Annotated in this window: 21 protein-coding genes; 15 read left to right on the plus strand and 6 right to left on the minus strand. The window is 35.4% G+C overall.

The window, feature by feature from the left end; translation table 11 throughout:
• Window position 1: 1 nt before the first annotated feature.
• Genes IPH11_14245 through IPH11_14265 form a run of 5 tightly spaced genes read left to right on the plus strand, consistent with a single transcriptional unit; the run spans window position 2 to window position 9,758 of the window.
• A complete protein-coding gene (locus IPH11_14245) occupies window positions 2-1,192 on the plus strand; it encodes a hypothetical protein (protein ID MBK6914742.1) in 1,191 nt (396 codons plus the stop codon).
• A complete protein-coding gene (locus IPH11_14250) occupies window positions 1,171-1,470 on the plus strand; it encodes a hypothetical protein (GenBank protein MBK6914743.1) in 300 nt (99 codons plus the stop codon). Before IPH11_14245 ends, IPH11_14250 begins: the two co-directional genes overlap by 22 nt.
• Window positions 1,433-4,504, plus strand: a complete 3,072-nt coding sequence (locus tag IPH11_14255) for a hypothetical protein (protein ID MBK6914744.1) — start codon at window positions 1,433-1,435, stop codon at window positions 4,502-4,504. The genes IPH11_14250 and IPH11_14255 overlap by 38 nt, the downstream gene beginning before the upstream one ends.
• Window positions 4,504-6,597, plus strand: coding sequence for a ribonuclease R (rnr, locus tag IPH11_14260; GenBank protein MBK6914745.1), 2,094 nt, complete (start codon window positions 4,504-4,506; stop codon window positions 6,595-6,597). The genes IPH11_14255 and rnr overlap by 1 nt, the downstream gene beginning before the upstream one ends.
• A gap of 14 nt (window positions 6,598-6,611) precedes the next feature.
• Window positions 6,612-9,758 (plus strand): PD40 domain-containing protein, encoded by a 3,147-nt coding sequence (locus tag IPH11_14265; GenBank protein MBK6914746.1) that lies wholly within the window; start codon window positions 6,612-6,614, stop codon window positions 9,756-9,758.
• A 58-nt stretch (window positions 9,759-9,816) separates the two neighbouring features.
• Here IPH11_14265 and IPH11_14270 read toward each other — a convergent pair whose 3' ends face one another.
• Entirely contained in the window at window positions 9,817-10,083 is a 267-nt protein-coding gene (locus IPH11_14270; GenBank protein MBK6914747.1) for a zinc ribbon domain-containing protein, read from the minus strand.
• Between the two features lie 94 nt (window positions 10,084-10,177).
• On the opposite strand from IPH11_14270, the gene IPH11_14275 reads away from it, so the two are divergent.
• From IPH11_14275 to IPH11_14315, 9 genes are all read left to right on the plus strand, one after another.
• The gene (locus tag IPH11_14275) at window positions 10,178-10,870 is read left to right on the plus strand and encodes a hypothetical protein (GenBank protein MBK6914748.1); all 693 of its coding nucleotides are present in this window, start codon (window positions 10,178-10,180) and stop codon (window positions 10,868-10,870) included.
• 101 nt (window positions 10,871-10,971) lie between these two features.
• The gene (locus tag IPH11_14280; protein MBK6914749.1) at window positions 10,972-11,922 is read left to right on the plus strand and encodes a ribose-phosphate pyrophosphokinase; all 951 of its coding nucleotides are present in this window, start codon (window positions 10,972-10,974) and stop codon (window positions 11,920-11,922) included.
• A gap of 15 nt (window positions 11,923-11,937) precedes the next feature.
• Window positions 11,938-12,582, plus strand: coding sequence for a 50S ribosomal protein L25 (locus tag IPH11_14285; GenBank protein MBK6914750.1), 645 nt, complete (start codon window positions 11,938-11,940; stop codon window positions 12,580-12,582).
• A gap of 14 nt (window positions 12,583-12,596) precedes the next feature.
• A complete protein-coding gene (locus IPH11_14290; protein MBK6914751.1) occupies window positions 12,597-13,175 on the plus strand; it encodes an aminoacyl-tRNA hydrolase in 579 nt (192 codons plus the stop codon).
• A 28-nt stretch (window positions 13,176-13,203) separates the two neighbouring features.
• The gene (locus IPH11_14295; protein ID MBK6914752.1) at window positions 13,204-15,414 is read left to right on the plus strand and encodes a sodium-translocating pyrophosphatase; all 2,211 of its coding nucleotides are present in this window, start codon (window positions 13,204-13,206) and stop codon (window positions 15,412-15,414) included.
• Between the two features lie 70 nt (window positions 15,415-15,484).
• Window positions 15,485-15,889, plus strand: a complete 405-nt coding sequence (gene rpsF, locus IPH11_14300; protein ID MBK6914753.1) for a 30S ribosomal protein S6 — start codon at window positions 15,485-15,487, stop codon at window positions 15,887-15,889.
• 36 nt (window positions 15,890-15,925) lie between these two features.
• A complete protein-coding gene (locus IPH11_14305; protein MBK6914754.1) occupies window positions 15,926-16,426 on the plus strand; it encodes a single-stranded DNA-binding protein in 501 nt (166 codons plus the stop codon).
• 13 nt (window positions 16,427-16,439) lie between these two features.
• Window positions 16,440-16,670: a 30S ribosomal protein S18 gene (locus IPH11_14310; GenBank protein ID MBK6914755.1), complete on the plus strand. Its 231-nt coding sequence runs from the start codon at window positions 16,440-16,442 to the stop codon at window positions 16,668-16,670.
• A gap of 14 nt (window positions 16,671-16,684) precedes the next feature.
• Window positions 16,685-17,128, plus strand: coding sequence for a 50S ribosomal protein L9 (locus tag IPH11_14315; protein MBK6914756.1), 444 nt, complete (start codon window positions 16,685-16,687; stop codon window positions 17,126-17,128).
• Window positions 17,129-17,213: 85 nt separating this feature from the next.
• On the opposite strand, the gene rpmB is transcribed toward IPH11_14315, so the two are convergent.
• Window positions 17,214-17,444 (minus strand): 50S ribosomal protein L28, encoded by a 231-nt coding sequence (rpmB, locus tag IPH11_14320; protein MBK6914757.1) that lies wholly within the window; start codon window positions 17,442-17,444, stop codon window positions 17,214-17,216.
• Window positions 17,445-17,645: 201 nt separating this feature from the next.
• Between rpmB and IPH11_14325 the strand changes: the two genes are divergently transcribed.
• Window positions 17,646-18,257 carry a threonylcarbamoyl-AMP synthase gene (locus IPH11_14325; GenBank protein ID MBK6914758.1) on the plus strand — a complete coding sequence of 204 codons (612 nt, stop codon included), beginning with the start codon at window positions 17,646-17,648 and terminating at the stop codon, window positions 18,255-18,257.
• Window positions 18,258-18,271: 14 nt separating this feature from the next.
• On the opposite strand, the gene IPH11_14330 is transcribed toward IPH11_14325, so the two are convergent.
• The 4 genes from IPH11_14330 to IPH11_14345 are packed head-to-tail and all read right to left on the minus strand — an operon-like array spanning window position 18,272 to window position 24,024.
• Window positions 18,272-19,045 carry an SDR family NAD(P)-dependent oxidoreductase gene (locus tag IPH11_14330; GenBank protein ID MBK6914759.1) on the minus strand — a complete coding sequence of 258 codons (774 nt, stop codon included), beginning with the start codon at window positions 19,043-19,045 and terminating at the stop codon, window positions 18,272-18,274.
• A gap of 11 nt (window positions 19,046-19,056) precedes the next feature.
• Window positions 19,057-20,094, minus strand: coding sequence for an AmmeMemoRadiSam system radical SAM enzyme (gene amrS / locus IPH11_14335; protein MBK6914760.1), 1,038 nt, complete (start codon window positions 20,092-20,094; stop codon window positions 19,057-19,059).
• A gap of 27 nt (window positions 20,095-20,121) precedes the next feature.
• The gene (gene pyk, locus IPH11_14340; protein ID MBK6914761.1) at window positions 20,122-21,552 is read right to left on the minus strand and encodes a pyruvate kinase; all 1,431 of its coding nucleotides are present in this window, start codon (window positions 21,550-21,552) and stop codon (window positions 20,122-20,124) included.
• Window positions 21,553-24,024 (minus strand): AAA family ATPase, encoded by a 2,472-nt coding sequence (locus IPH11_14345; protein MBK6914762.1) that lies wholly within the window; start codon window positions 24,022-24,024, stop codon window positions 21,553-21,555.
• Window positions 24,025-24,170 lie beyond the last annotated feature (146 nt).

Genomic DNA, 24,170 nt, shown 5'->3' on the forward strand with positions numbered 1-24,170 from the left:
TATGAGCAAACTCACAAACAAAGGCATGGAAGAGAAATCTAAAAAAATCAAACCGAAACGAAGTTTGTTTCATAAAATTGTTAATGTGTTCATTTATACAGTTTTAACGATTTTTGTAATCTTCCTGCTCATATTAGGATTTTCTCAAACCTCCACCTTTCGTGAAATGCTGAGAACTAAACTAATCGATATTGCCAATCAAGAATTAAACGGAAAGGTGTATGTTGAAAGAATAGATGGAACCATTCTGTCTTCAATTATTCTGCACAATACAAATATTACAATGGATGGTGATACACTATTCAAATCTGAAACGATTGAATTAAAAACCAGTCCTCTTAAGATTTTATTTAAGATAATTTATCTGCGCAAATTTGAATTACGAAATGCACAATTAAATCTCACTCGCGATGAAAACGGTGAATTGAATATTGCCAGACTTTTCCCGGCGGCGGAGGATACTGATGAAGCTTCATCGCCATTCCGTTTCAAAATTCAGGTCGCTGATTTTAAACTTATAGATGTAGATTTTAATTTTAGAAATAGTGGAGTCACTCAACTTTCGGATTATGATTATTTCAATTTGGATGATCTTTCAATTAATAAAATCAATCTTGCGTTCTCGGCATTTGCAGATATAGCAAATAACTCATATTCATTAGACTTAGCGGATTTTAATTTCACATCAAACATTAAACAATTTGGTCTAAAAAAACTTTCGGGAGATTTTCTCGTTAATAATGAAGGTATAGGTATAAAAGATTTACTTCTCGAAACTGAAAAATCTTCATTGACGCTGAATGGCGCTTTAAGTAATTTTAATTTGTTCGACACCTCCGGCACAAATATTTACAGTGCCAAAATCAACTCACGGCTAATTGTGAGTAACTTTAACTTTAACGATCTTAAAATATTTACCCCATCCTCCGATATTTTACACGGAGATGCTGCTTTTGATTTACGACTTAATGGAACACTTAATAACCTTGTCTTTCCAAGTCTTGAAGTCGCATTTAATAACACCCATCTTGGCGTAAAAGGACAACTGAATAATCTATTAGATCCTGATCAGTTATACATTAATGCGGATTTTTTGATACTTATATTGATCAGAATGATATTAACAATTTACTTCCTTCACTCAAGCTGCCGGTTTATAATGAATATGGCTTGCTTCGTTTTGATAGTTTAAGCTATACAGGAAAGCTCCTTGATTTCAAATCTAATTTTCATTTAACAACGGACAAAGGCGAACTACTTGGAATTGCAGCATTAAACCTTGAAAAAGAGGAAATGGAATACGATCTAAATTTTGAAACTAAAAATTTTGATGCCGGAACATTCACCGAATTTCCACTTCAACTTAATATGAAGGGTTCTATAGTTGGAAGCGGAACAGCAATTTCTACCTTGAAAACAAATTTTATTTTGAGTGCAGAAAATTCATTACTGGGGAGTAAAATTAATTAATCAGTTCAATATAAAAGCAGCAGCGGAAAACAAAACAATTAATTATGATATTAATTTGATCTCTGATGCAGGCGATATTGATTTAACCGGTATGATTGATTTTACGAATCAGAATTCCCCTATGTACGATATTAACGGTTCTATTTTAAATTTAAATCTTGCAAACGTCTTTCAGGATTCAACACAAAAATCAAATTTAAATTTTTATGTTAACGCCTCGGGCGAAAAAATTGATCTTGATTCGACAAATTTATTTTTATCACTCATCGTTTCTAACTCAACTTATGCTGGCAAGACTATTGACAGCACGCGCGCCATTGTTGATCTTCGCAATGAAGTAGATGGAACAAGAATCATCAATCTAATATCTGATATTGCTGACATAACTATCAGTGGCAAGTATGAGCTGCTTCCAACAATATCATACCTTGTGGACGAAAGTACTTATTTAACAAAAGCATTCTCTGATAAAGTTGATCAGATATTTCCTGAACAATTACAATTCAATGAAAGTTTAATATTAGTTAATCCGCCTTATTTCCCTAATAATATTAAAAAAGTGGAGCCATTTAACCTGAGCTATTTTGTGGATTTTAAAGATTTTTACTTAGCCTCTCTTTTCCTGGGTGATAGTCAATTAGAACTTGATGGAACTTTAGACGGAACAATCTCAAACAAAGATAATCGCTTAAATATTTCTTCCACCACCCATTTGGACTATCTCAAATATTGGGGCAATGACGATGTGTTTTTCCTTTCTGATATGAACGCAAATCTCGACATTGCAAAACCTAACAATGCCTCACAGATTGAAGCACTCGATATTAAGTCAGAAGTATATCTTCGAAGAATTTTTCTGGGCAGTGATTTTTATGACTTAAAGTCTAACTTGAACATGAAAGAAGGAAAAGCTGAAATATCATTTGATGGAACCTTAGAAGATTATTCAAGAATAAATATTGACGGAAATATTAATTTAATCGGCAGTAATTTTATTTTAGAATTGGACACACTAATAGGCAGTTATCAGGATTTTATTGTCCAGAACGACGGGGTAATAAATATCTCTTACAATGAGAGCAAATTTTTTTTCAATACATTTAATTTGAAAAGACCAATTTCAGGAGAATTAAATTTGTCAGGATTTGTTTCTATTGATGGAGAGAATGATATCAAAATTAAGTTGAATAATTTTCGAGCCGCCGATCTGGGACGCAATATTGCAGGATTAAATGACATTCCTGATGCCGTTATAAATCTTGAAGCACAAATTACCGGATCACTTGATAAGCCTGTTATTAGCAGCAGTTTAAGCCTCGACAGTTTAAATTATAAAGAGAAAAATTTTGGTAGCATTACAGCAGCGCTTGATTATCAAAGCAAAAATCTTAGTACACTAATAAATTTTTCAGAACTCGATAGTGCTACTTCTACTACCGGAATAAAGATTTCTGGTAATTTCCCGATTGATCTGGGATTAAATACAAATGAAGAAAGGTTGGGCGATAATAGTTCTGTAGATTTTCAGGTACAGGCAAAAAATTTCGACATAGATATTTTTAGCACTATCATTCCCCAGGTAAAAAAGATCAGTGGTAAGTTAAATGCAGAACTAAAAGTAGAGGGTACATTGGGTTCATTGAAACCAACTGGTTTTATACAACTCGATAATGGGTATTTTATTCCATCAGCCAATAATTTAGAGTATAATGCTTCTTTAAATATTTTGATGGAAGAAGATAATGTTCGTTTTGAAAAGTTAAGTATTCGAAACATTGATCAGACAGAGGATGGGGGTGAAATATCAGGGACCGGTTTAATTATTCTGGGAGCTGATGGAATAGAAGATATCAATATTAAATTAAATGGTAAGCTAAAGATACTTGGAGAAGAATCGAAGTACGTTAGCCCCTCGGTTTTTGGTGATCTTGTTATTGCTACTCACGAGACTATTGAATTAAAACGTGAAGGCACCCGTATGTATCTTAGTGCTCCGATTGATGTTCAAAAAGCTGATTTAAAATTTACTTTAACTCAAAGTGCTTACGAAAATTCCTCGGCAAAATTTAATTATGTTTTTACGAAATACTCTAATCAACTAGTAAATCAGAGCCCTGACTTTGACAGCCTAATTTCTTTGGCTAATTTCAGAAGTAAAACCTTAGTAAGGCGGGCATCAAAACCAAGCTACTTTGATTATAAAATCAGTATAAATGTTGAAGATGAAGCTAAGGTCATTTTTGTACTTTCAAAAAAATTAAATCAGGATTTGACTGCAATTCTTGGAGGCAATTTTGAGTATGAGCATACGGGAGGGAGTACTATTGCAAGAGGTGAACTTAATTTGCTGCAAGGCTCGCAGCTTCAGTTCTTCAAGTCATTTGAAGCCGCTGGCACAATCAAATTTGAAAATGATATTGCTAATCCTTATCTCGATGTTACTGCATCGTACAGAGATTTTTATTACCCCGCCGATTCAAGTTCCTCCGGAAGCGAAATCCCGATTGCCGTTAAAATCAAGCTCAAAGGTTTATTAAGTGAGTTGAATAAAAATTTTATAAGTGATAAAGAAAATATTGCAGTCTATTCTACAAATTATAACATTGATAATGATCTTCCCGATGCAAACAGAGATGCTTCAGATGCAGTTATGTTTATCTTAACCGGTAATTTCACCGATGGCGTTAGTCAGCAGGATAGAAACGCGGCAGCTTCAACTGCCACCTCCTTAGCAGGATCACTTTTTTCGGGATTGTTAAATAAACAGTTCGGCGATTACGTCAGAAGTTTACAGCTTCGTCAGGTGGGTGCAACTACTAAGTTTTCACTTATGGGCAAAGCTGGAAATTTCAGATACGAGATAGGCGGTTCAACTGATGTATTTCAGGATTTGAGCCAGGCGAGTGTAAAAATTGAATATCCATTCTACAAAAATTTTGTTATTAGAATTGAAAGGAAAGAAGCCATCTCACAAACGACAGTCGCAAGTGAAATGATTAATGAATTAGGATTAAAATATAGGTTTGAATTTTAATGAAAAAGAAAATTGTTTCATTCTTCAAGAAAAACTCTTCTGCGTCTTTTAAAACAAAGGATATAGCACACAAATTAGATTACACTTCAGATCACGATTATCAGGAAATGAAGTCCGTCCTTCATTCTCTGACTTCAGAAGGCTACCTTTCGCGGACAGGAAAAAGATACAGGCTCAATTTAATTTCCGAATCTAATAAAGTGACCGGTATCTTCCAATTGAACGAGGGGGGATATGGTTTTGTGATTACACCTTCTAAAAATAATCCTGATATTTTCATCGCATCAAGGAATATTTCTACTGCATTTCATGGTGACACGGTTGAAGTTTTGTTATTTGCCAAACAGAAAGGAAAAAATCCCGAAGGGCAAATAATAAATATTCTTAAACGACATCGAAGCCAGTTGGTGGGGGTGTTAAAAAAATCGAATTCATTTTATGTTGTGAAACCTGACGAAGCGATGATTCACAGAGATATCTACATCAATTCCGAATATTTGCATAATGCGAAGGTTGGAGAAAAGGTAGTTGTCGGAAATATCAAGTGGGAATCATCAATGCTTAATCCCGAAGGAGAAATTTTTGAAGTATTAGGTACGCCAGGCTCAATAGATTCAGAAGTCACTTCAATTGCGATGGAATTTAACCTTCGAAATAAATTTTCACCGAAAGTGTTGAAAGAAGCAGAGCAGATTGAATTGATCACAGAGGCTAAAGAGTTGAAATCACGATTAGATTTTCGGGATGAAATCGTCTTTACTATTGACCCTGAAGATGCAAAAGATTTTGATGATGCTTTATCAGTGAACAAATTAGAGAACGGCAACTTCAAAGTTGGAATTCACATCGCAGATGTTAGTCATTATGTAAGACCCGATTCAGAACTAGATAAAGAAGCGCTTCAACGCGGTAATAGTGTATATCTTGTTGGCGCAGTGATTCCAATGCTTCCAGAAAAACTTTCAAATGGTGTTTGTTCACTAGTCCCGGGTGAAGATCGGTTAACTTACTCAGTGATTGCGGAGCTTACTTCACGTGGGAAGTTAGTGGATTATAAAATGGGGAAATCAATTATTCACAGCAAAAGAAGATTTACTTATGCCGAAGTTCAGGAAATTATAGAAACCGAACAAGGAGATTTTAAGGAACAAGTGATTGCGCTCAATTCGCTTGCACGCACATTACGGAAAAAAAGAATGCGCGAAGGCAGCATCGAATTTTTTTCTTCGGAAGTAAAATTTAAATTAGATGAGTCAGGCAAGCCTGTTGAAATAATTTTGAAAGAAGCTAAAGAAAGTAATATGCTTGTTGAAGAATTTATGCTTTTAGCAAATAAAATTGTAGCGCAGCATATTGCCCAGCCAAAATCTACCAAAGCCAATTCCTTTATCTACCGTGTTCATGATAAACCCGATCCTGAGAAGATAATTGAATTTGCACGATTCGTAAAATCACTTGGCTATCATTTTGATGCTCAATCAATGTCGTCAATAAAATTTAATGAACTCATAGAAAGTATCCGTGGTAAGGAGGAGGAAGCAGTTGTGAATGAACTTGCTATACGTTCTATGGCAAAAGCAGTTTACTCACCGCAAAATATCGGGCACTACGGATTGGGATTCAAATACTATACTCACTTTACTTCGCCAATAAGACGATATGCGGATTTATTGGTTCACAGACTGCTATTTGGATACACAAAAAAATCAGATGTAAAAAAATATTCTTTTAAGGAATTGCAGGAAATTTGTGACTATATTTCACAGACTGAAAGAGATGCAGTTGATGCTGAAAGACTATCAGTAAAATTAAAACAAATCGAATTTCTTGAAGACCATCTTGGTGAGGAATTTCATGCAGTTATTTCTGGTGTGACTTTTTTTGGAATTTTTGTTAAAATTACATCAATCTTAGCAGAAGGTTTGGTGCGGGTTAAGGATTTAGAGGGCGATTTTTATGTTTATGATGAAAGGAAATATTCCTTAGTTGGACGTAAAACAAAAAAACAATTTCGTCTCGGCGATAAAATAATAGTGAAATTAATTAGGGTTGATTCTGAAAAAAATGAGTTGGATTTTATCATTGTAGAATAATTTTGGTAAATATTATGAACAGATACATCATTAAAATAATTTTTTTACTCCTCATAAGTGCAATAAATCTTTTCCCGCAGTTCGGGAAGAACAAAGTGCAGTATAAAGATTTTACCTGGTATTACATTCAGACAAATCATTTTGATATTTATTTTTCGCAAGAAGGTAAAACACTAACTGAATTTACTGCCAAGATTGCAGAAGAGTCTATTGAGTCAATTCAGAAAAGTTTTGACTATTCAGTAAACAATAGAATCACTATTATCGTTTTTAATTCGACAAATGATTTTCAGGAGACAAACGTAATTGATTCCTACCTCCCTGAAGGTATCGAAGGATTTACTGAATTGTTTAAGAATCGAGTTGTAATTCAATTTCATGGTTCATATCAACAATTCGAACACTTGATTCACCATGAATTGGTTCACGCCGTAATTAACGATATGTTTTATGGTGGTTCGCTTCAAAATATTATTTCGAATAATATAACGCTCGATTTACCAATTTGGTTCAATGAAGGAATGGCTGAATACCAGGCGCTTGGTTGGGATGTTGATACGGATATGTTTATCCGTGATGCAGCCACAAATGAATATCTACCCGATATTCAAAATCTAAATGGATACTTTGCTTATAGAGGCGGACAATCTGTATTTTATTACATCTCGCAAAAGTACGGTGAACAAAAAATCAGCGAACTGATTAATAAGATAAAAAGCACAGGTAATTTTGAGGATGGGTTGAAAGAGAGTATCGGGATAACTCTTAAGGAATTAAACGAGCGCTGGAAAAAGGATATTAAAAAAACTTTCTGGCCTGATGTTGCAATCAGGAAAGACCCCGATGAATTTGCAAAGAGATTAACCGATCCGGAAGAGGAGGGGGGATTTTACAATACAAGTCCGGCAATTTCTCCGCAAGGTGATAAAATTGTTTTTATCTCTAACCGAGATTATTACTTCGACGTTTATCTTATGGATGCGATTGATGGAAAAGTCGTGAAAAAATTAGTTGAAGGAAACAGAAGCCCCGATTTTGAAGAGTTAAACATTTTGACCCCGGGTATTAGCTGGTCCCCCGATGGATCTAAAATAGCACTTTCTGCAAAAAGCAATGGTTGGGATGTGATCTACCTTATTGATGTTGAAAGTGAAGACAAAGAAATTCTTCCGTTAACTTTTGAAGGAATCCATACTGTGGCGTGGTCACCTGATGGCAACGACATTGCTTTTATTGGTCAAACCGCAACACAAACAGACGTTTATGTTTATAATATTGAATCGAAGCAATTAACAAATATTACGAATGATATTTTTAGTGATCTAAGCCTTTGCTGGTCAAATGATGCTAAGAAAATATTTTTCTCCTCCGACAGAGATAATTATCTAAGGGCAGATTTAACCGCTGACTCGGTAAAAATTAAAAATCACAATTATAGCCAGACAGATATTTATTCAATTGAATTATTAACAAAAAAAATCATTAGACTTACTGATACACCAATTAGTAAAGAATCATCACCTGTTTGCAGTGCTGATGGAAGTGAATTATTATTCATCTCCGATTTAAATGGAATAAACAATATCTATAAATTGAACCTTGATCAGAAAAATGACCCCATCCCAATAACGAATTCAATCAGTGGAATTTATCAGCTTTCAACTTCTACTGATGGGAAAAAGCTTACGTTTTCTAGTTTGTATGAATCATCGTTTAATATTTTCCTTCTTACAAATCCATTCGATGAAGACTTGGAGCTCGATGAACTTCCGAAAACAAATTATATTACAAAACTGCTTAATAAGAATAATGAAAAAATATTAGAGATCGAAGCATCAACTGATGAGAACGATTCATCTAAAATAGGAACAATGGAATTCTTTACCGGCAATTATGTCGATACTACCAAGGTTTATGGAAATAATATTCAAATAGATTTTGGAAATTATGTGTTCGGAAAAGATTCTGTTTTGGTCTCTGATTCGCTTAAAGAATTATCGGGCGAGAAAATAAGACCGGTAAATAACCTGGACGAAAATGGAAATTATTATGTGAATAAATATAAAATCACTTTTTCACCCGACTTAATTTATGCCAATGCCGGGTACAGTACGCTCTATGGTTTACTCGGCACAACAGTACTTTCTTTTAGTGATGTGCTTGGCAATCACAAGATAATTGGTTTAACAAGTCTTCAAATTGATCTAAAGAACAGTGACTACGGGCTAGCATATTATTATTTGCCGAAGAGGATAAATCTTGGAATTGAAATGTTTCATACCGCAAGATTTGTTTACCTCACAAGAGGATTCAGTGACAATCTTTTTCGCTTCAGAAATCTTGGTATTTCAGGTTCGGCAAGTTATCCAATAAATCGTTTTTATAGAATTGACGCAGGTCTTAGCTGGCTTAATCTATCTAGCGAAAATCTGGACGATCCATCAGAGCCGACTGATAAAGTATCGTACGTAATTCCGAGCGCAAGCTTCGTTCACGACAATGTTTTATGGGGTTACACTTCACCCGTTGATGGTACTCGATATAGATTTGATCTTTTAGGTAATCCGGGAATTGGCAAAACAAATCTTAGTTTTTACTCCATCCTTGGAGATTATCGAACATACTGGAGGTTCTGGAATGATTATTCGTTTGCGTTCAGATTATCAGGCGGTTACTCGGGTGGTGCAAATCCTCAAAGATTTTTTATTGGTGGAATCGAGAATTGGATTAACAGAAATTTTGCTTCTACAACTATCCCTCTTGAGTCAGCTTCAGATTTCGCATTTCTTACACCTGCCTTACCTTTGCGCGGTTTTGATTATGCAGAGCAAATCGGTACTAAATATTCCTTGCTGAATCTTGAATTAAGATTTCCATTAATTAGATACTTACTAACAGGTGCATTACCATTTCTTTTCTCTAATGTTGTTGGAGTTGTATTTGCTGATATTGGCACTGCTTGGAATCGGAATCAAGATCTTAAATTTTTTGAGAAAGATATTAATAACAATATTGTTTCAAGAGATTTACTAATGGGAACAGGGGTGGGTGCAAGATTATATTTGCTCTACTTCCTTGTTCGATTTGATGTTGCGTGGGCATACAATGTGGATAAATTTTCCAGCCCTAAGTTTTACATCTCAATCGGGGCAGATTTTTAATCCATCAACTATAGTCGAATTAAAGAAATATCAGATAGAAAAAATCACAGTGTTTAACTTAACCTAAATTTTCTTTTGGTTTTGGTACGCTGGTTTTTGTATTTGTAGAAGATTTTGATTTGACTGAACTGCTGGACGCAGTTTTATTTTTATAATCAGTTTGATAGAACCCGCTGCCTTTAAAAATAGGGATACCACCGGAACTAATTAATTTTTTTACCTTTCCGGCACACTGAGGACATTTTTCCACAGGCGCAGCTTTGATAGATTGAAAAACTTCAAATAAATTCCCACAATTCAGACATTTATACTCATAGGTCGGCATAATAATTTCCTAAATATTTATTCAAACATAAATAATTATCTCGAATTTTTTATAAATTTGATGCACCAATATTCAAAATTGATTCATTTGATTTATGAAAAAAAATATTCTGTATCAAAAATTATCTTTAAGTCTTGCTTTTATTTTCCTGTTAGTGTCATTTTTTATTTCTGGCTGCTTGAATTATATCCAGAACACAAGCATCTATCCGGATGGTTCCGGGAAAATGACAATAACTTACTGGATGAAAACTTCCGAACAGGAATTTTCGCGGGTAATTAATAGGATTGGAATTTTTAATGCCGATTCTATTAACCACGAATTCACTTCAAGCTTTATTCAAATTGAAAATATTAGCGTGTATGCCGATACGACTGATAGTACAACGCATGCAGTAATTAAAATTTCATTCCAGTCCGTTGACTCTCTTAATCAAACCCGTGTATTTCGGGATTCACATTTTAATTTTAGGGAGGGGGCTTCCGGTCAAAAAATATTCTCTCAATTTATATCTCCAATTGCAACTGGATTTGGAATAGACGGCTCAAAATTTCAAGTTAGTTATATTTATACTTTCTCCGGTGAAATAATAACTCATAATGCACAATCTCAAGATAAGCAGTCTTTAACCTGGCAATATTCGCTTGACGAACTCGGAAGCGGCAAAACTATTTCGGTAACCTTTAGACCTTACAAAATCAAAGAAACGCCAGTTTGGATATATGCTCATTCGGGTATAGTGCTATTAGGAGTCATTATCTTCCTTTTTAAGAAAAAAAAGGAGTAAAAAGTTTAATTCAGTAAAATTAAACTTAATCTTTTGTTGACATAACAGGGTCTATTCTTTATATTTGGCGTCTATTTTAATTACCACTTAGCTATTGAACAATGTCCTTTTTCGATTTTAAGATATTTGCAGGCAGTTCCAACTATCCACTTGCTGAAAAAATAGCAAGGCAGTTGAATAAATCCCTGGGGTTGATCGAACTAAAGCGGTTTAGTGATGGAGAAATTTGGGCTAAGTATCGCGAAAATATTCGCGGGTCAGATGTTTTTATTGTTCAGTCCACTAATCCTCCGGCTGAAAATCTATTAGAACTTTTAATAATGATTGATGCTGCTAAAAGAGCTTCTGCCAGAAAAATAACAGCGGTAATTCCCTATTTTGGATATTCGCGTCAAGATAGAAAGGATCAGCCAAGAGTTTCTATCACGGCAAAGTTAGTTGCAAACCTTATCACTGTTGCAGGCGCTGATCGAGTGATGACTATGGATTTGCACGCGGCTCAGATTCAAGGATTTTTTGATATTCCGTTTGACCATTTATACGGATCATCTGTATTCATCGGTGAGTTTGATAAAATTAAAGAGAACCTTGCAGTAGTCTCGCCAGATGTTGGCGGAATAAAAATAGCGAGGTCTTATGCAAAGCGTTTAGATTCTCCACTTGTGGTGATTGATAAAAGAAGGCCAAGCCAAAATCTTACAGAAGTGGTAAATATTATTGGTGAAGTTGATGGGAAGAATGTTTTGTTAGTTGATGATTTGATTGATACTGCTGGAACTTTTGTTGGTGCAATTGAAGCACTCAAAGCAAAGGGAGCAAAGGATGTGTTTGGTGCAGTAACCCATCCATTGCTTTCGGGACCCGCAACCGAGCGTATATTAAATTGCGGTATCACAAGTCTTTTTGTTTCTGATACTATTCCTATTCATAATGATGAAATTGTTAAAACTAAAATAAACATCGTGTCAGTAGCTGGCATTTTTGCAGAGGCTATCAGACGCACATTTAAAAATGAATCAATAAGTTCGCTTTTTGATGTTGATAAAGGATAATCTGTTGGAGAAAAAATGAAAAAAATAATATTAAGTGCAAGTAAAAGAATGACCGGGAACAAATCACTCATTAATCAAGCGAGAAAATCAGGGAGAGTTCCTGGAGTTTTTTACTCAGCTCATCATGAACCAATATCAATTGAAGTTGCTGAAAATACAATAAACCCCTTAGTTTATACTGCTAAAACTCATTTGATAGGATTAGAGTTGGAAGGTAAAGAAGAATCTGAATGCATCCTGAAAGATGTTCAGTTCGATCCTGTTACAGATAAAGTAATTCATTTTGATTTAATCGGATTGACTAAAGGTGAAACAATTGAAGTTGAAGTGCCGGTTAAAATATTAGGAAGTGCAGTCGGTGTTAAAGATGGTGGAATCCTTCAGCAAGTTCTTCACAAAGTTCAGGTAGAATGTTTACCCAAGGACATCCCGGATCATATTGAAGTTGAAGTTACAAATTTAAAGATTGGTGCTTCTATACATATAAAGGATCTGCAAATGGACGCGATCAAGTTTACTAATCTCCCTGATAGTGTAATTATTAGTGTTACACATCCTAAAGTTGAAAAAGAACCGGTTGCAGGTGAAACAGCAGAAATTACAGAACCAGAAGTTATTGGCAAGGGTAAACCTTCTGAAGAAGAAGAAAAAGAGAAATAATATTTTTTATTTCTGTGAGAGTAATTCTTGGAATTGGAAACCCCGGCAGCAGATATTCTCGAACGAGACACAATGTTGGTTTTATGTTTTTAGATTACCTGGCTGTTAGAAATTCAATTTCATTTCAACCTTCCGATTTCGATTACCATTTTGCTTCAGGCAAAATTGGAGATGAAGAATTTTTGTTAGTGAAACCCAACACATTTGTTAATAACAGTGGATTGGCAGCAATACAATTGGTTGAAAAATATAATCTGAATTTAAATGCTTTGTTGGTAGCAGTTGATGATGTCAATATTGAATTCTCTAAATTCAGAATTAGAGTTTCTGGTGGAGATGGCGGACACAATGGATTGAAATCTCTAATTTATCATTTGAACAGCGACCAGTTTGTTCGCATTAGATTTGGAATTGGCTCTGTTGATTTAATCCAGAGTTTGTCAAATTATGTACTCGGTGATTTTTTAGCAGAGGAACAAATTAAAATGAATAAAACTTTTAATTCCGCTGCTTCAATTGTTGAAATATTTATAGCTGCTGGAATCAAAGCTGCACTTGATAAAAATAGTAATTCAAATACTTTACCTAATTAATAATTCAATTTTCTAAAAGGAATTAATTATGGATCTATCATTTCATATTGTCCCATTGTTTGGTGTACTTGCCTTAATTTATACAGTTTGGAAATCGTCCTGGATTTCAAAAAAAGATCCTGGCAACGAAAAGATGCAAAAAATAGCAAGCCACATCTCTGAGGGCGCAATGGCATTTTTGAAAGCTGAATATAGAGTATTGATTTTCTTCGTTATAATTGTTGCCCTCCTCCTTGGCTTTACCGCCGATTCTGATGTGTCTTCTCCATTAGTCGGAGTCTCTTTTGTTGTTGGTGCATTTTGCTCGGCACTGGCTGGTTTTATTGGAATGAAAGTCGCAACTAAAGCAAATGTTCGTACAACTAATGCTGCACGAACCAGTCTTGGTAAGGCATTGGAAATAGCATTTGCAGGTGGTTCGGTAATGGGTATGGGTGTTGTCGGACTTGGTGTTTTAGGTTTAGGCGGTTTGTTTGTTTTGTATTCTGATATGTTTGCTTCCGGCGCAAATTTTAATCAACAAAATTTAATAAGAGTAATCACAATCATCACCGGTTTTTCATTCGGTGCTTCCTCTATTGCCTTATTCGCAAGGGTCGGTGGTGGAATTTACACCAAAGCAGCGGATGTTGGAGCGGACTTGGTCGGCAAAGTTGAAGCAGGCATTCCTGAAGATCATCCATTAAATCCTGCAACGATAGCCGATAACGTTGGTGATAATGTCGGTGATGTTGCCGGAATGGGCGCTGATTTATTTGAATCCTATGTTGGTTCCATAGTTGGGACAATGGTTTTAGGCGCATCATTTTTTGTTATTGAAGAATTCAAAGGTTATCACAATGGATTAGGCGCTGTACTCCTGCCGTTAGTAATTGCCGGAGTTGGAATTGTTATGTCGATCATTGGAACTTTTTTTGTCCGTGTGAAGGAGGGTGGTGATCCTCAAAAAGCTTTAAATTTAGGCAATATAGTTGCCGGTTTATTAATGATCTTTTCTTCATGGTTCATTATTAAGTGGGCGTTGCCCGAATCATGGTATTTTCAGGATCCACTATTTGAATGGGCTGATCCTATTAAAGGAAATTATTATAGTTCCACAGGTATATTTATTGCGACGGTTGTTGGAATAGTATCGGGTTCCTTAATTGGAATTATAACCGAGTACTACACAGGCAGCGGTAAGGGTCCCGTAAAAAGTATAGCAAGACAGTCAGTCACCGGTGCTGCAACCAACATCATTGCCGGACTTAGTATTGGAATGCTATCAACCGCTTTACCTGTGATCATACTTGCTTTTGCTATTATAATAGCATTTAATTTTGGTGGTCTTTATGGGATAGCAATCTCAGCAGTTGGAATGCTATCTATATTAGGCATTCAACTCGCCGTTGATGCATACGGTCCAATTTCGGATAATGCCGGCGGTATCGCTGAAATGTCCGAACTACCAAAAGAAGTTAGAGGAAGAACAGACAAGCTTGATGCAGTTGGTAATACCACAGCTGCCATTGGAAAAGGATTCGCGATTGGCTCAGCGGCATTGACTGCCTTAGCGCTTTTTGGCGCTTATATGACATCTGCAAATATACAGGCAATTGATATTTCGAAAGCTCAGGTTATGGCAGGCTTACTGATTGGGGCAATGATTCCATTTTTGTTTTCAGCTCTTGCAATGATGGCGGTTGGAAAAGCTGCTATGTCAATGATAGAGGAAGTAAGACGGCAATTCTCAATGATTCCCGAATTAAAAAATGCTTTAAATATAATGCGAAAGAATACAGGGAAAGAGAAATCCGAATGGTCTCAAGAAGATGTTAATGTTTTTGAACTGGCTGATGGTAAGGCTGAGTATAAAAAATGTGTGGAAATATCAACTAAGGCAGCTATCAAGGAAATGGTACTGCCTGGTTTACTTGCAATAGTAGTTCCTGTTGTAACCGGACTATTAGGCGGTAAAGAAATGCTTGGAGGATTAATTGCTGGAGTGACAGTTTCCGGTGTGCTAATGGCGATTTTTCAGGCTAATGCTGGAGGTGCCTGGGACAATGCAAAAAAAATGTTTGAAGAAGGAATTGAAGTTAATGGACAGAAATATTTTAAAGGTTCAGACGCACACAAAGCCGCAGTTGTTGGCGATACAGTAGGTGATCCTTTTAAAGATACTTCCGGACCATCATTAAATATTTTATTAAAACTGATGTCGGTGGTTGCACTTGTTATTGCACCACTTATTAAATAAATAAACAAAATAATCCATAAACCCTGCTCTCAGCAAACTGAGGGCCTAATGACCAAAGGGAGTTGTTCCTATGAAAAAACAAACTTATGAAAGTGCTGTTCTAATTAACGCAGCACTTGATGATGAACAAATTGATCAGATCCTTTCCAAAATAAAGGATAACATCACAAATAATGGTGGTGAAGTTTTGGAGATCGATAATTGGGGCAGAAAGCGTTTAGCTTATACGGTGAAGAAAAACAAAATTGGCTACTATGCAATATTTCGTTTCATTGCCCAACCAAGCATCGTTGCTAAACTTGAGAGACTGTACACTCTTGATGAAAACATTTTAAGATTTTTAACAATCAGTTTGACTAAAGAAGCACTTGAGCAAATCGAAATTAATAAAGCGAAAGTTATTGCCGAGACTGAGGAAGTTATCGTCCCGGAAGTGGTCCCTGAAGTGCTTGAAGGTGAGGGTGATGAAGAATAAAAGTGATTTAAATCTCATTATAAAAGGGAGTTATTTATGGCTGATCTAAAAATGCCTGAAATAAACTATGTTATAATTGCGGGCAATTTGACCAAAGACCCGGTCTTTAGAGAAACAAATAATCACACACCTGTTGTTAATTTTTCTGTTGCTTCTAATCGAAGATATAAGGACAGTAACAATCAGTGGCAAGAGGATGTTTGTTATGTTGGTGTAGTTGCCTGGAATAAGCTTGCTGAAAGTTGCCGTGAAAGCTTAAAAAAAGGTTCGGCTATCTTAGTTGATGGCGAACTTCAAAGCAGAACATGGAAACCGGAGGAAGGTCATAGCAGGACGATTGTTGAAATTAAGGCGAGGAGAATTCAATTTCTTAATAGGCGTCTGAAAGGCTCTAATGGCGATAATGGGAATGGTTCTTTTGTCGAAGATGAATATATCGTCGAGGATGATTCTCATATTGAAGGCAGTTCTATTGATTATACCGAGGATTCGTTCGATAAATTTTTATCAAATGAAGAATCTGATTTATTAAAATAATTTGGAAAGAAAAATGAAAAAAGAAATTAAACAAAAAAAAGTGTGTAGATTCACACAAAACAAAGTGAAGTATATTGATTATAAGGATATCAAATTATTACAGCGGTACGTTTCCGAGCAAGGTCGAATTATTCCGAAGCGGATTACAGGTACTAAATCTATATACCAGCGAGAACTAGCAATTGCCATAAAAAGAGCACGGCACCTGGCTTTGCTGCCTTTTGTTTCAGACACAGTAAGATAATTTAGGAGAATAACATGAAAGTAATTTTAAGACAAAGTATCGAAGGACTCGGACAAATTGGTGATGTTCTTGAAGTAAAAGATGGCTATGCCAGAAATTTTTTACTACCGAGAAATATCGCTTACACAGCACTAAAGGGAAATTTATTTGCTCTTGAAGAAGAGAAAAAAACAGTCAGGAAAAAAATCGGTAAAGAAATCGAAGCCGCTGAAAAAATTGGGTCCGAACTTGAAAAAGTTTCTGTGACAATTCCTGTTCAGGTAGGTGAAGAAGATAAAATTTTCGGTACTGTTACCAGCCAAATGATTGCTGATTCTCTTAAAGAAAAGGGCTTTGATATTGATAAAAGACGCATTGAAATTGAAGAGCAGATTAAAGCTTTAGGCATTTATACTGTAAATATAAAACTTCATCAAAGTGTTAGTACTCAAATCAAAGTTTGGGTAGTTAGAGAATAAATATTCAATATTTAAAACTAAAAAGGAAAGCATTGCTTTCCTTTTTTGATTTTAAATCTGGCCCTATAAATGGATTGTAAGAAATTTAGATCATATTACTTCTAACAAGCCTGGCAACTTCTGACGTGCCATTTTTGGAAATACCTTTTAAAGCTTTTGCTGATACTTTCAAAGTTATAAATCTGTTTAATTCCTGAACCCAGATTCTTTTCTTCTGAAGATTCGGAAGAAATCTTCTTTTTCTTCTATTATGTGCATGGGAAACGTGATTGCCCGAAATAGGACCTATCCCACTTATTTGGCAGCGTCTTGCCATGTTAAACTCCTTTTTTCTCGTTTCAAAATTGAATTGTAAATATAATAAAATCTTCTCTAAATCAAGACATTCTTCAATTAATAAAAATCACAAATTTCTCTATTAAGTAGTTGATTTTGCATTTTGAAATTTTAATAATATTATTACACTTAAAATTAGACCAGATCGAACAACAAAGGTAATTTGAAATAGAAGGTAATTATGGAATATTATGATCTGCATCCTGAAACGCCACAGCTTAGATTTATTAATAAAGCTGTCGAAAGACTTAAATCTGGGGGCGTTATTATATATCCGACAGATACGATTTATGGACTTGGGTGTAATATTTATGAGAAATCTGCACTTGAAAGAATCTTTAGCATAAAAAGCGAAACCGGGACAAAACTTCTTAGTTTCGTTTGTGCGGATTTAAAAGATATCTCCAAATATGCTTTCGTTTCTGATTATGCCTATAGAGTCATGAAACGATTACTTCCCGGACCATATACTTTCATACTTCCGGCTGCTAAACAAGTTCCCAAGAAATTATGGAGCAAAAGAAAAACCATAGGCATTCGAGTCCCCAATAATCCAATTGCTTTAAAATTGACCCGGGAACTTGGTAATCCTATAATCAGCACGAGTGTTACCAACAGAAAAGGGGAAGTGCTTTCTGATCCTTTCGAGATAAAAAATATTCTCGATTCCTCAGTGGATCTAATGCTGGCAAGTGGAAATCTTGGCGGAAGCCCATCCAGTATAATTGATTTAAGCGGCGAATCACCCGAAATTATTCGTGAAGGTGTCGGCGATGTAAGCTTGTTTCAATAAATCTGGATTTATTTTTATTGATTTCTGAGCACTTGAGTAGAAGATGCCTGCGCAAGTGGAGTCAAAATAATTTCATTAATATTAACGTTCTGCGGTCTTGAAGCACAAAATAAAACTGCTTCGGATACATCGTTAGGGGTTAAAGGTTTTAACCCTTCATATACTTTTTTAGCTCGTATTTTATCACCGGAAAACCTTACCTCGGCAAATTCTGTCTCTACCATTCCCGGATCCACCGAACTAACTCTAATGCTTTTATCAAGTACATCAAGTCTTATAGATTGTGTAAGTGCTTTAACAGCAAATTTTGTCGCAGCATAAACATTTCCCGATGGGTAAACTTCATGACCGGCAGTTGATCCAATATTAATTATGTGACCTGATCCGCGATCTATCATCAAAGGGATTATCTCCCTGGAAACATACAATAAGCCTTTTATGTTAGTATCTATCATTTCTTCCCAGTGATCAATATTTGCAGTATATATTTTATCGAACCCTCGTGCAAGTCCTGCATTGTTTACTAAAATATCAATTGATTTCCATTCAATTGGAATCTTATTTATTGAAGCTTTTACTTCAGTATAATTTTTAACATTTATTTGAAGAGGTAGGATTGAGATTTGATATTTATTTATTAGTTCGTTCTTTAGCTGATTCAATCTTTCAATCCTGCGGGCACAAAGAATTAAATCAGCCCCTTCCTTTGCAAACGCAATTGCACAAGATTTTCCAATTCCGGAAGATGCACCGGTGATAAAAACTTTTTTTCCGATAAGATTATTCATTTAATGATCCTTTATTTTTTAAAATTATTAAATATTCCATTAAGTTTGTTTAAACATTTCGGGCACTTACCATCCAAAAGTTTATTGAATCGCACCGAATGCCAATCTCTTTCAATTAATGAATAATGACATACCGGGCAATAAGTAGTCTGCCCTTCTCTATTATGAATGTTGCCGACATAACAAAATTTTAGACCAGTCTTAAGAGCTAAGTTTCTTGCTTGAACCAAAGTTTTTGCAGGCGTAGCAATTTTATCTTTCATTTTAAAATCAGGATGAAATGCCGTGAAATGTAATGGAATTTCATCCCCGAGGTTTTTCAATATCCAATCGCACATCCGCTGGATTTCATCATCGGAATCATTTTCGTTCGGAATTAGCAGCGTAGTGATTTCAAACCAAACTGAAGTTTCATATTTTAACCAGAGCAGCGTATCCAAAATATCATCGAGATGAGAGAAAGTTATTTTGTGATAAAATTTTTCGCTGAATGCTTTAAGGTCAACATTGGCAGCATCAATAAACTGGTAAACATCTTTCCTTGCTTGTTTATCAATGTAACCAGAAGTTACCATTACATTTTTAATGTTTACTTCACGAGCTATTCGTGAAATATCAATAACATATTCACCAAAAATAGTGGGATCGTTATAAGTATAAGCGATAGAGGGGGTGGAATGTTTTATCGCAAGTGAAACTACGTCTTCAGGTGTCGCAGCTAAGGAGTTAGTTTCATCGAGGCGTGCTTTGCTGATTGACCAATTTTGACAAAACTTACAACCAAGATTACATCCGGCTGTTCCAAAACTTAATACACTGCTGCCTGGTAAAAAGTGATTCAATGGTTTTTTTTCAATTGGATCAATTGCAAAATCTGTAGGTCTGCCGTAACCGGTAGAATACAACTTCCCTTCAATGTTCTGTCGTATGAAACAAAATCCAACTTGACCATTTCCGATCTCACAATAACGCGGACACAGAGTACATTTTATTCTCCCGTTTGGTAAAGCTTCCCACCAATCAGCAAGTTTTAATTCTATTGCCTTCATCATTGAGAATAAATATTTACGAACTGATTACAAGGTTTCAAATTTAATCCAGTTAGTTCTGCTTTTCTCAGAGTATGGGGCTGCTGCTGCGAATATTACAATATCGTTCTTCTTAACATGTCCTGAATCAAGAATAATTTTTTTTGCTTTGTCAATTGCGAGATGCTCTTTATCTATTTCATCCATGTAAAGAGAGATAACACCTCTTTGCAGGCATAAAGTATTCATTGTATCAAAATTGTTCGAGATTGCAATAATTTTTGAATCAGGCTTATACTTCGATAATATTCGAGCAGTTCTCCCGTGAAATGTAAAGACAACTATTGCCGCTGCATTTATTTGATCACTCATTAATGAAATTGCTTTACCGACAGAGTCAAAAAGATTTTCATCTAATTCTTTCGGAAGCTCAAATTGGATTGAAGGTTTTGCCGGCAGATTCTTTTCGGAATTTGAAACTATATCGGACATAATTTGTACAGCAGTAGTTGGATATTTGCCCACAGAAGTTTCACCACTCAGCATCACAACATCAGTTCCATCCCACACAGCATTTGCAACATCGGAAGCCTCAGCTCGCGTTGGCACAGGGTTGTGAATCATTGATTCAAGCATCTGTGTAGCAGTAATTACAAGTTTTCCAACTTCATTGCATCGCTTAATAATATTTTTTTGAATCACAGGAACTTCTTGTGGGGGGAGTTCAACACCGAGATCGCCGCGAGCAATCATAATTCCATCTGAAGCATCGAGAATTTTTTCAAATTCATTCAGGGCTTCTTTCTTTTCGATCTTTGCAATGATTGATTTAGTAACACCTTTTTCTTTTAACCATTTTCTTAATTGAATGATATCTTCGGCTTTTCGTACGAAGGATAAGGCTATATAATCCACTCTTTCGTTCAATGCAAAATCAAGATCTCTAAAATCTTTATCTGTAATGGAAGGCGTAGAAAGTTTCATACCCGGGAGGTTCATTCCTTTTTTCGGTTTTAATATTCCTCCTTCCTCTATTTTGCAAATAAGTGAAGTGATTTTCTTCTCGATGATTTTTAGTTTAATAAGTCCATCATCAATTAGAATTCTTTCACCGACCAATGCATCTTCAATTAGTTTTTTGTAGGAACTTGAAACTATTTTACTATTACCTTTTATTTCGTCAATAGTTATTTCAATTTGATCATTTGCATAAAGAATAATTTCAGATTGGTCAAGTTCACCAATTCTGATTTTTGGTCCCTGCAAATCAACGAGGATAGCTAATGGAGTATTTTCTTCGATACACGCAGTATGGATATTAGTATAAATTTCACTGTATGATTCATAATTACCGTGAGAAAAGTTCAAGCGTATTCCACTCATTCCTTTTTGGATAAGCGCTCTAATTGACTCAACCGAAGATGTCGCGGGACCTAAAGTGCAAAGAATTTTTGTTTTATTAGCTCTATTAATATTCATTCAATTATTACTACCTCTTTTCGCAACAGATGAGACTAAAGGAGTTCTTGCTTTATATCTCACCGCTCGTGCTTTCATGTACATATCTTTAATTTTTTTCTCAACGAGGTAAAAGACAGATTCTTTTTCATATCCTTTTGCCCCTCGCTTTCCAGCTTTTGTAGAGGTTAGTATCTCAATACCTTCTTCAACTCGTGTTATCGGGTAAATATGAAATTGTTTATTCTTTACTGCATCAATCACTTCATCCTTTAACATTAATTCTTTAATATTGAGTGCAGGGATAATCACACCTTGCGTTCCTGTTAATCCGAATGACTTGCAAACATCATAAAATCCCTCAACCTTTTCATTCACTCCTCCTATTGGCTGTACATCTCCCTTTTGGTTTAGAGAACCGGTAACGGCAATTGATTGTTTCAGCGGTAATCCTGAAAGTGTTGATAATAATGCAAAAATTTCCGCACAAGAAGCGCTGTCTCCGTCCACGGTGCCATAGGATTGTTCGAAAACCAGGTTGGCATTAAAGCTTAGCGGTAAATCCTGTCCAAAGGTTTCTTTGAAATAACCCGATATTATCAGTACACCTTTATTATAATGTCTTCCGCTCATTCCGGCTTCACGTTCAACATTTATAATATTACCATTTCCAAGTGAAACAGTTGCGGTAATTCGGGTAGGTCGCCCGAAAGAATAAAAATCAGCATTGTAAATTGCGAGACCGTTTACCTGCCCCACCCTTTCGCCTGTAGTATCCATCAAGAAAGTTTTGTCTTCAAACATTTCTGTAATTTTTTCTTCGAGAAGTCCGTGACGTTCACGGCTAAACTCATAAGCTTTTTTCACGTGTGCAAAACTAACGATATTGAAACCATCGTCCTTTGCCCAAAAACTTGCCTCACGGGCAATGTCAGCAATTTTAGAAAAACGAGTTGTGAGTTTATTTTTTTGTCCTGCAAAAATTGCAGCTGTTTCAATTAAATAAGCGATAGCAGATTTATCAAACTCAAGCAGACTTTCTTCTTTGATTAGTTTCTTAATTACTTTGACGTACTCGTTTATTACTTTATCTGAACGGAGTATTTCATAATCGAAATCTGCTTTTATCTTGAACATTTTTTTGAAATCATATTCCCTTTCTGAAAGCAAAGAATAAATTGCTTGAGAACCAAGCAGAATAACTTTGGTTTCAATGTTAATTGGCTCTGGTTTAAGTATCAAAGTTGACATTTGAAAAAGGCCCGGGACATCCTGTATTTCAAGTTGTCGATAAGTAAGCACACGTTTTAAAATTTTCCAAACCCCAGGTTCTTCGAAAAGATGAAGCACATTTAATACGAGATACCCGCCATTTGCTCGTAACAGTGAACCGCCTTTAATTCTGGTAAAATCACTGTACCACCCACCTTTGCCGTCATTAAGGCGTTCAATTGTTCCGAAGAGATTTGAATAAGTGGGCGATGTTTCAATAATGATAGGGCACATCATTGTATCGGAATTATCAAGAATAATATTCACTTCATATTCTTTGAAGTAATCAATGGTAAATCCCTCTTCAGTGGCTTCTCCTTCAGGTTTTAATCCTTTAAATACCTGGATATTTTCTAAAATATTTTCCTCGACAGAATTAAGGTAAGCCAATATTTTAGAATCTTTATAACTCTCCTTTAGATTACCAATAACTGCATTGACGACTATCAATGTTACTTGTCTTTCAAGTTCAGCTATTTTTTGTTGAAATTTTTGACTTAGTTTTAATCCATGCTTAAATAATTCTTGGAGCTTATCCTGGTGGCTGGTGTAATTCTTAAAAATATCTTGTGCTTGCTCTTTGGTTAGTTTCCCTTGTTTCAGTAATTCCTCCACCTGGTAAATAGGCACGGGTGTTCCATTTATAATTGGCAGGATATCGGGGCGGGCACTTTCGCCAACTTTTATCTGCCCAAGCGAAAAATTTTGTTTTCTAATTAATTCATCAAAAGAGGTGAGAAGTTTCTGTTCTTCTGAAGTATAATCTTCAATGATCTTTTTCTTTCTGTTTTGATAGTTTTCGCTTTCAAGCGACTGTGGAATTTTTTCTTTTAGAATTGAAACGGCGGAATTCAATTCTTGTTTGAAAACTTTTGCTTTTCCTTTCTCGAATATTAGAAGAGTTGGCTGATCGGGATTTCTAAAATTATTTACATAAGCGTAATCATATAAACTAGAGCAATCATCGCTAATTGTCTCGAGCATTTTTTTTACAGTGGTTGCTTTACCAGACCCGGAAAGCCCGGTGATAAAAATATTATAACCAGGACTTTTTAAGTCCACCCCAAGTTTTATGGCTTTTAAAGCTCGTTCCTGACCAAGTATGCCCTCGAGAGGTTTTACATCAATGGTGGAATCGAAATCAAATATGGCAGGATCGCAACGCCATCTTAAATCTTCCGTATTTAATTCTATGTGTTTTAGTGTTTTTGGTGATTTCATATTTCCCCTAATAATTTTTTTTGCATTTTTCTCTTAATCTTTTCTCAAAACTAATCATTAAAAAATTTATTATCAAAGAAAGTTTCGATGACCTTTTTATTTTAACGCTCACAGTTTTAGTTAATTTTAAAATTATTTAGGAATTG

This window comes from Ignavibacteriales bacterium (genome assembly GCA_016709155.1).
GTDB lineage: Bacteria > Bacteroidota > Ignavibacteria > Ignavibacteriales > Ignavibacteriaceae > JADJEI01.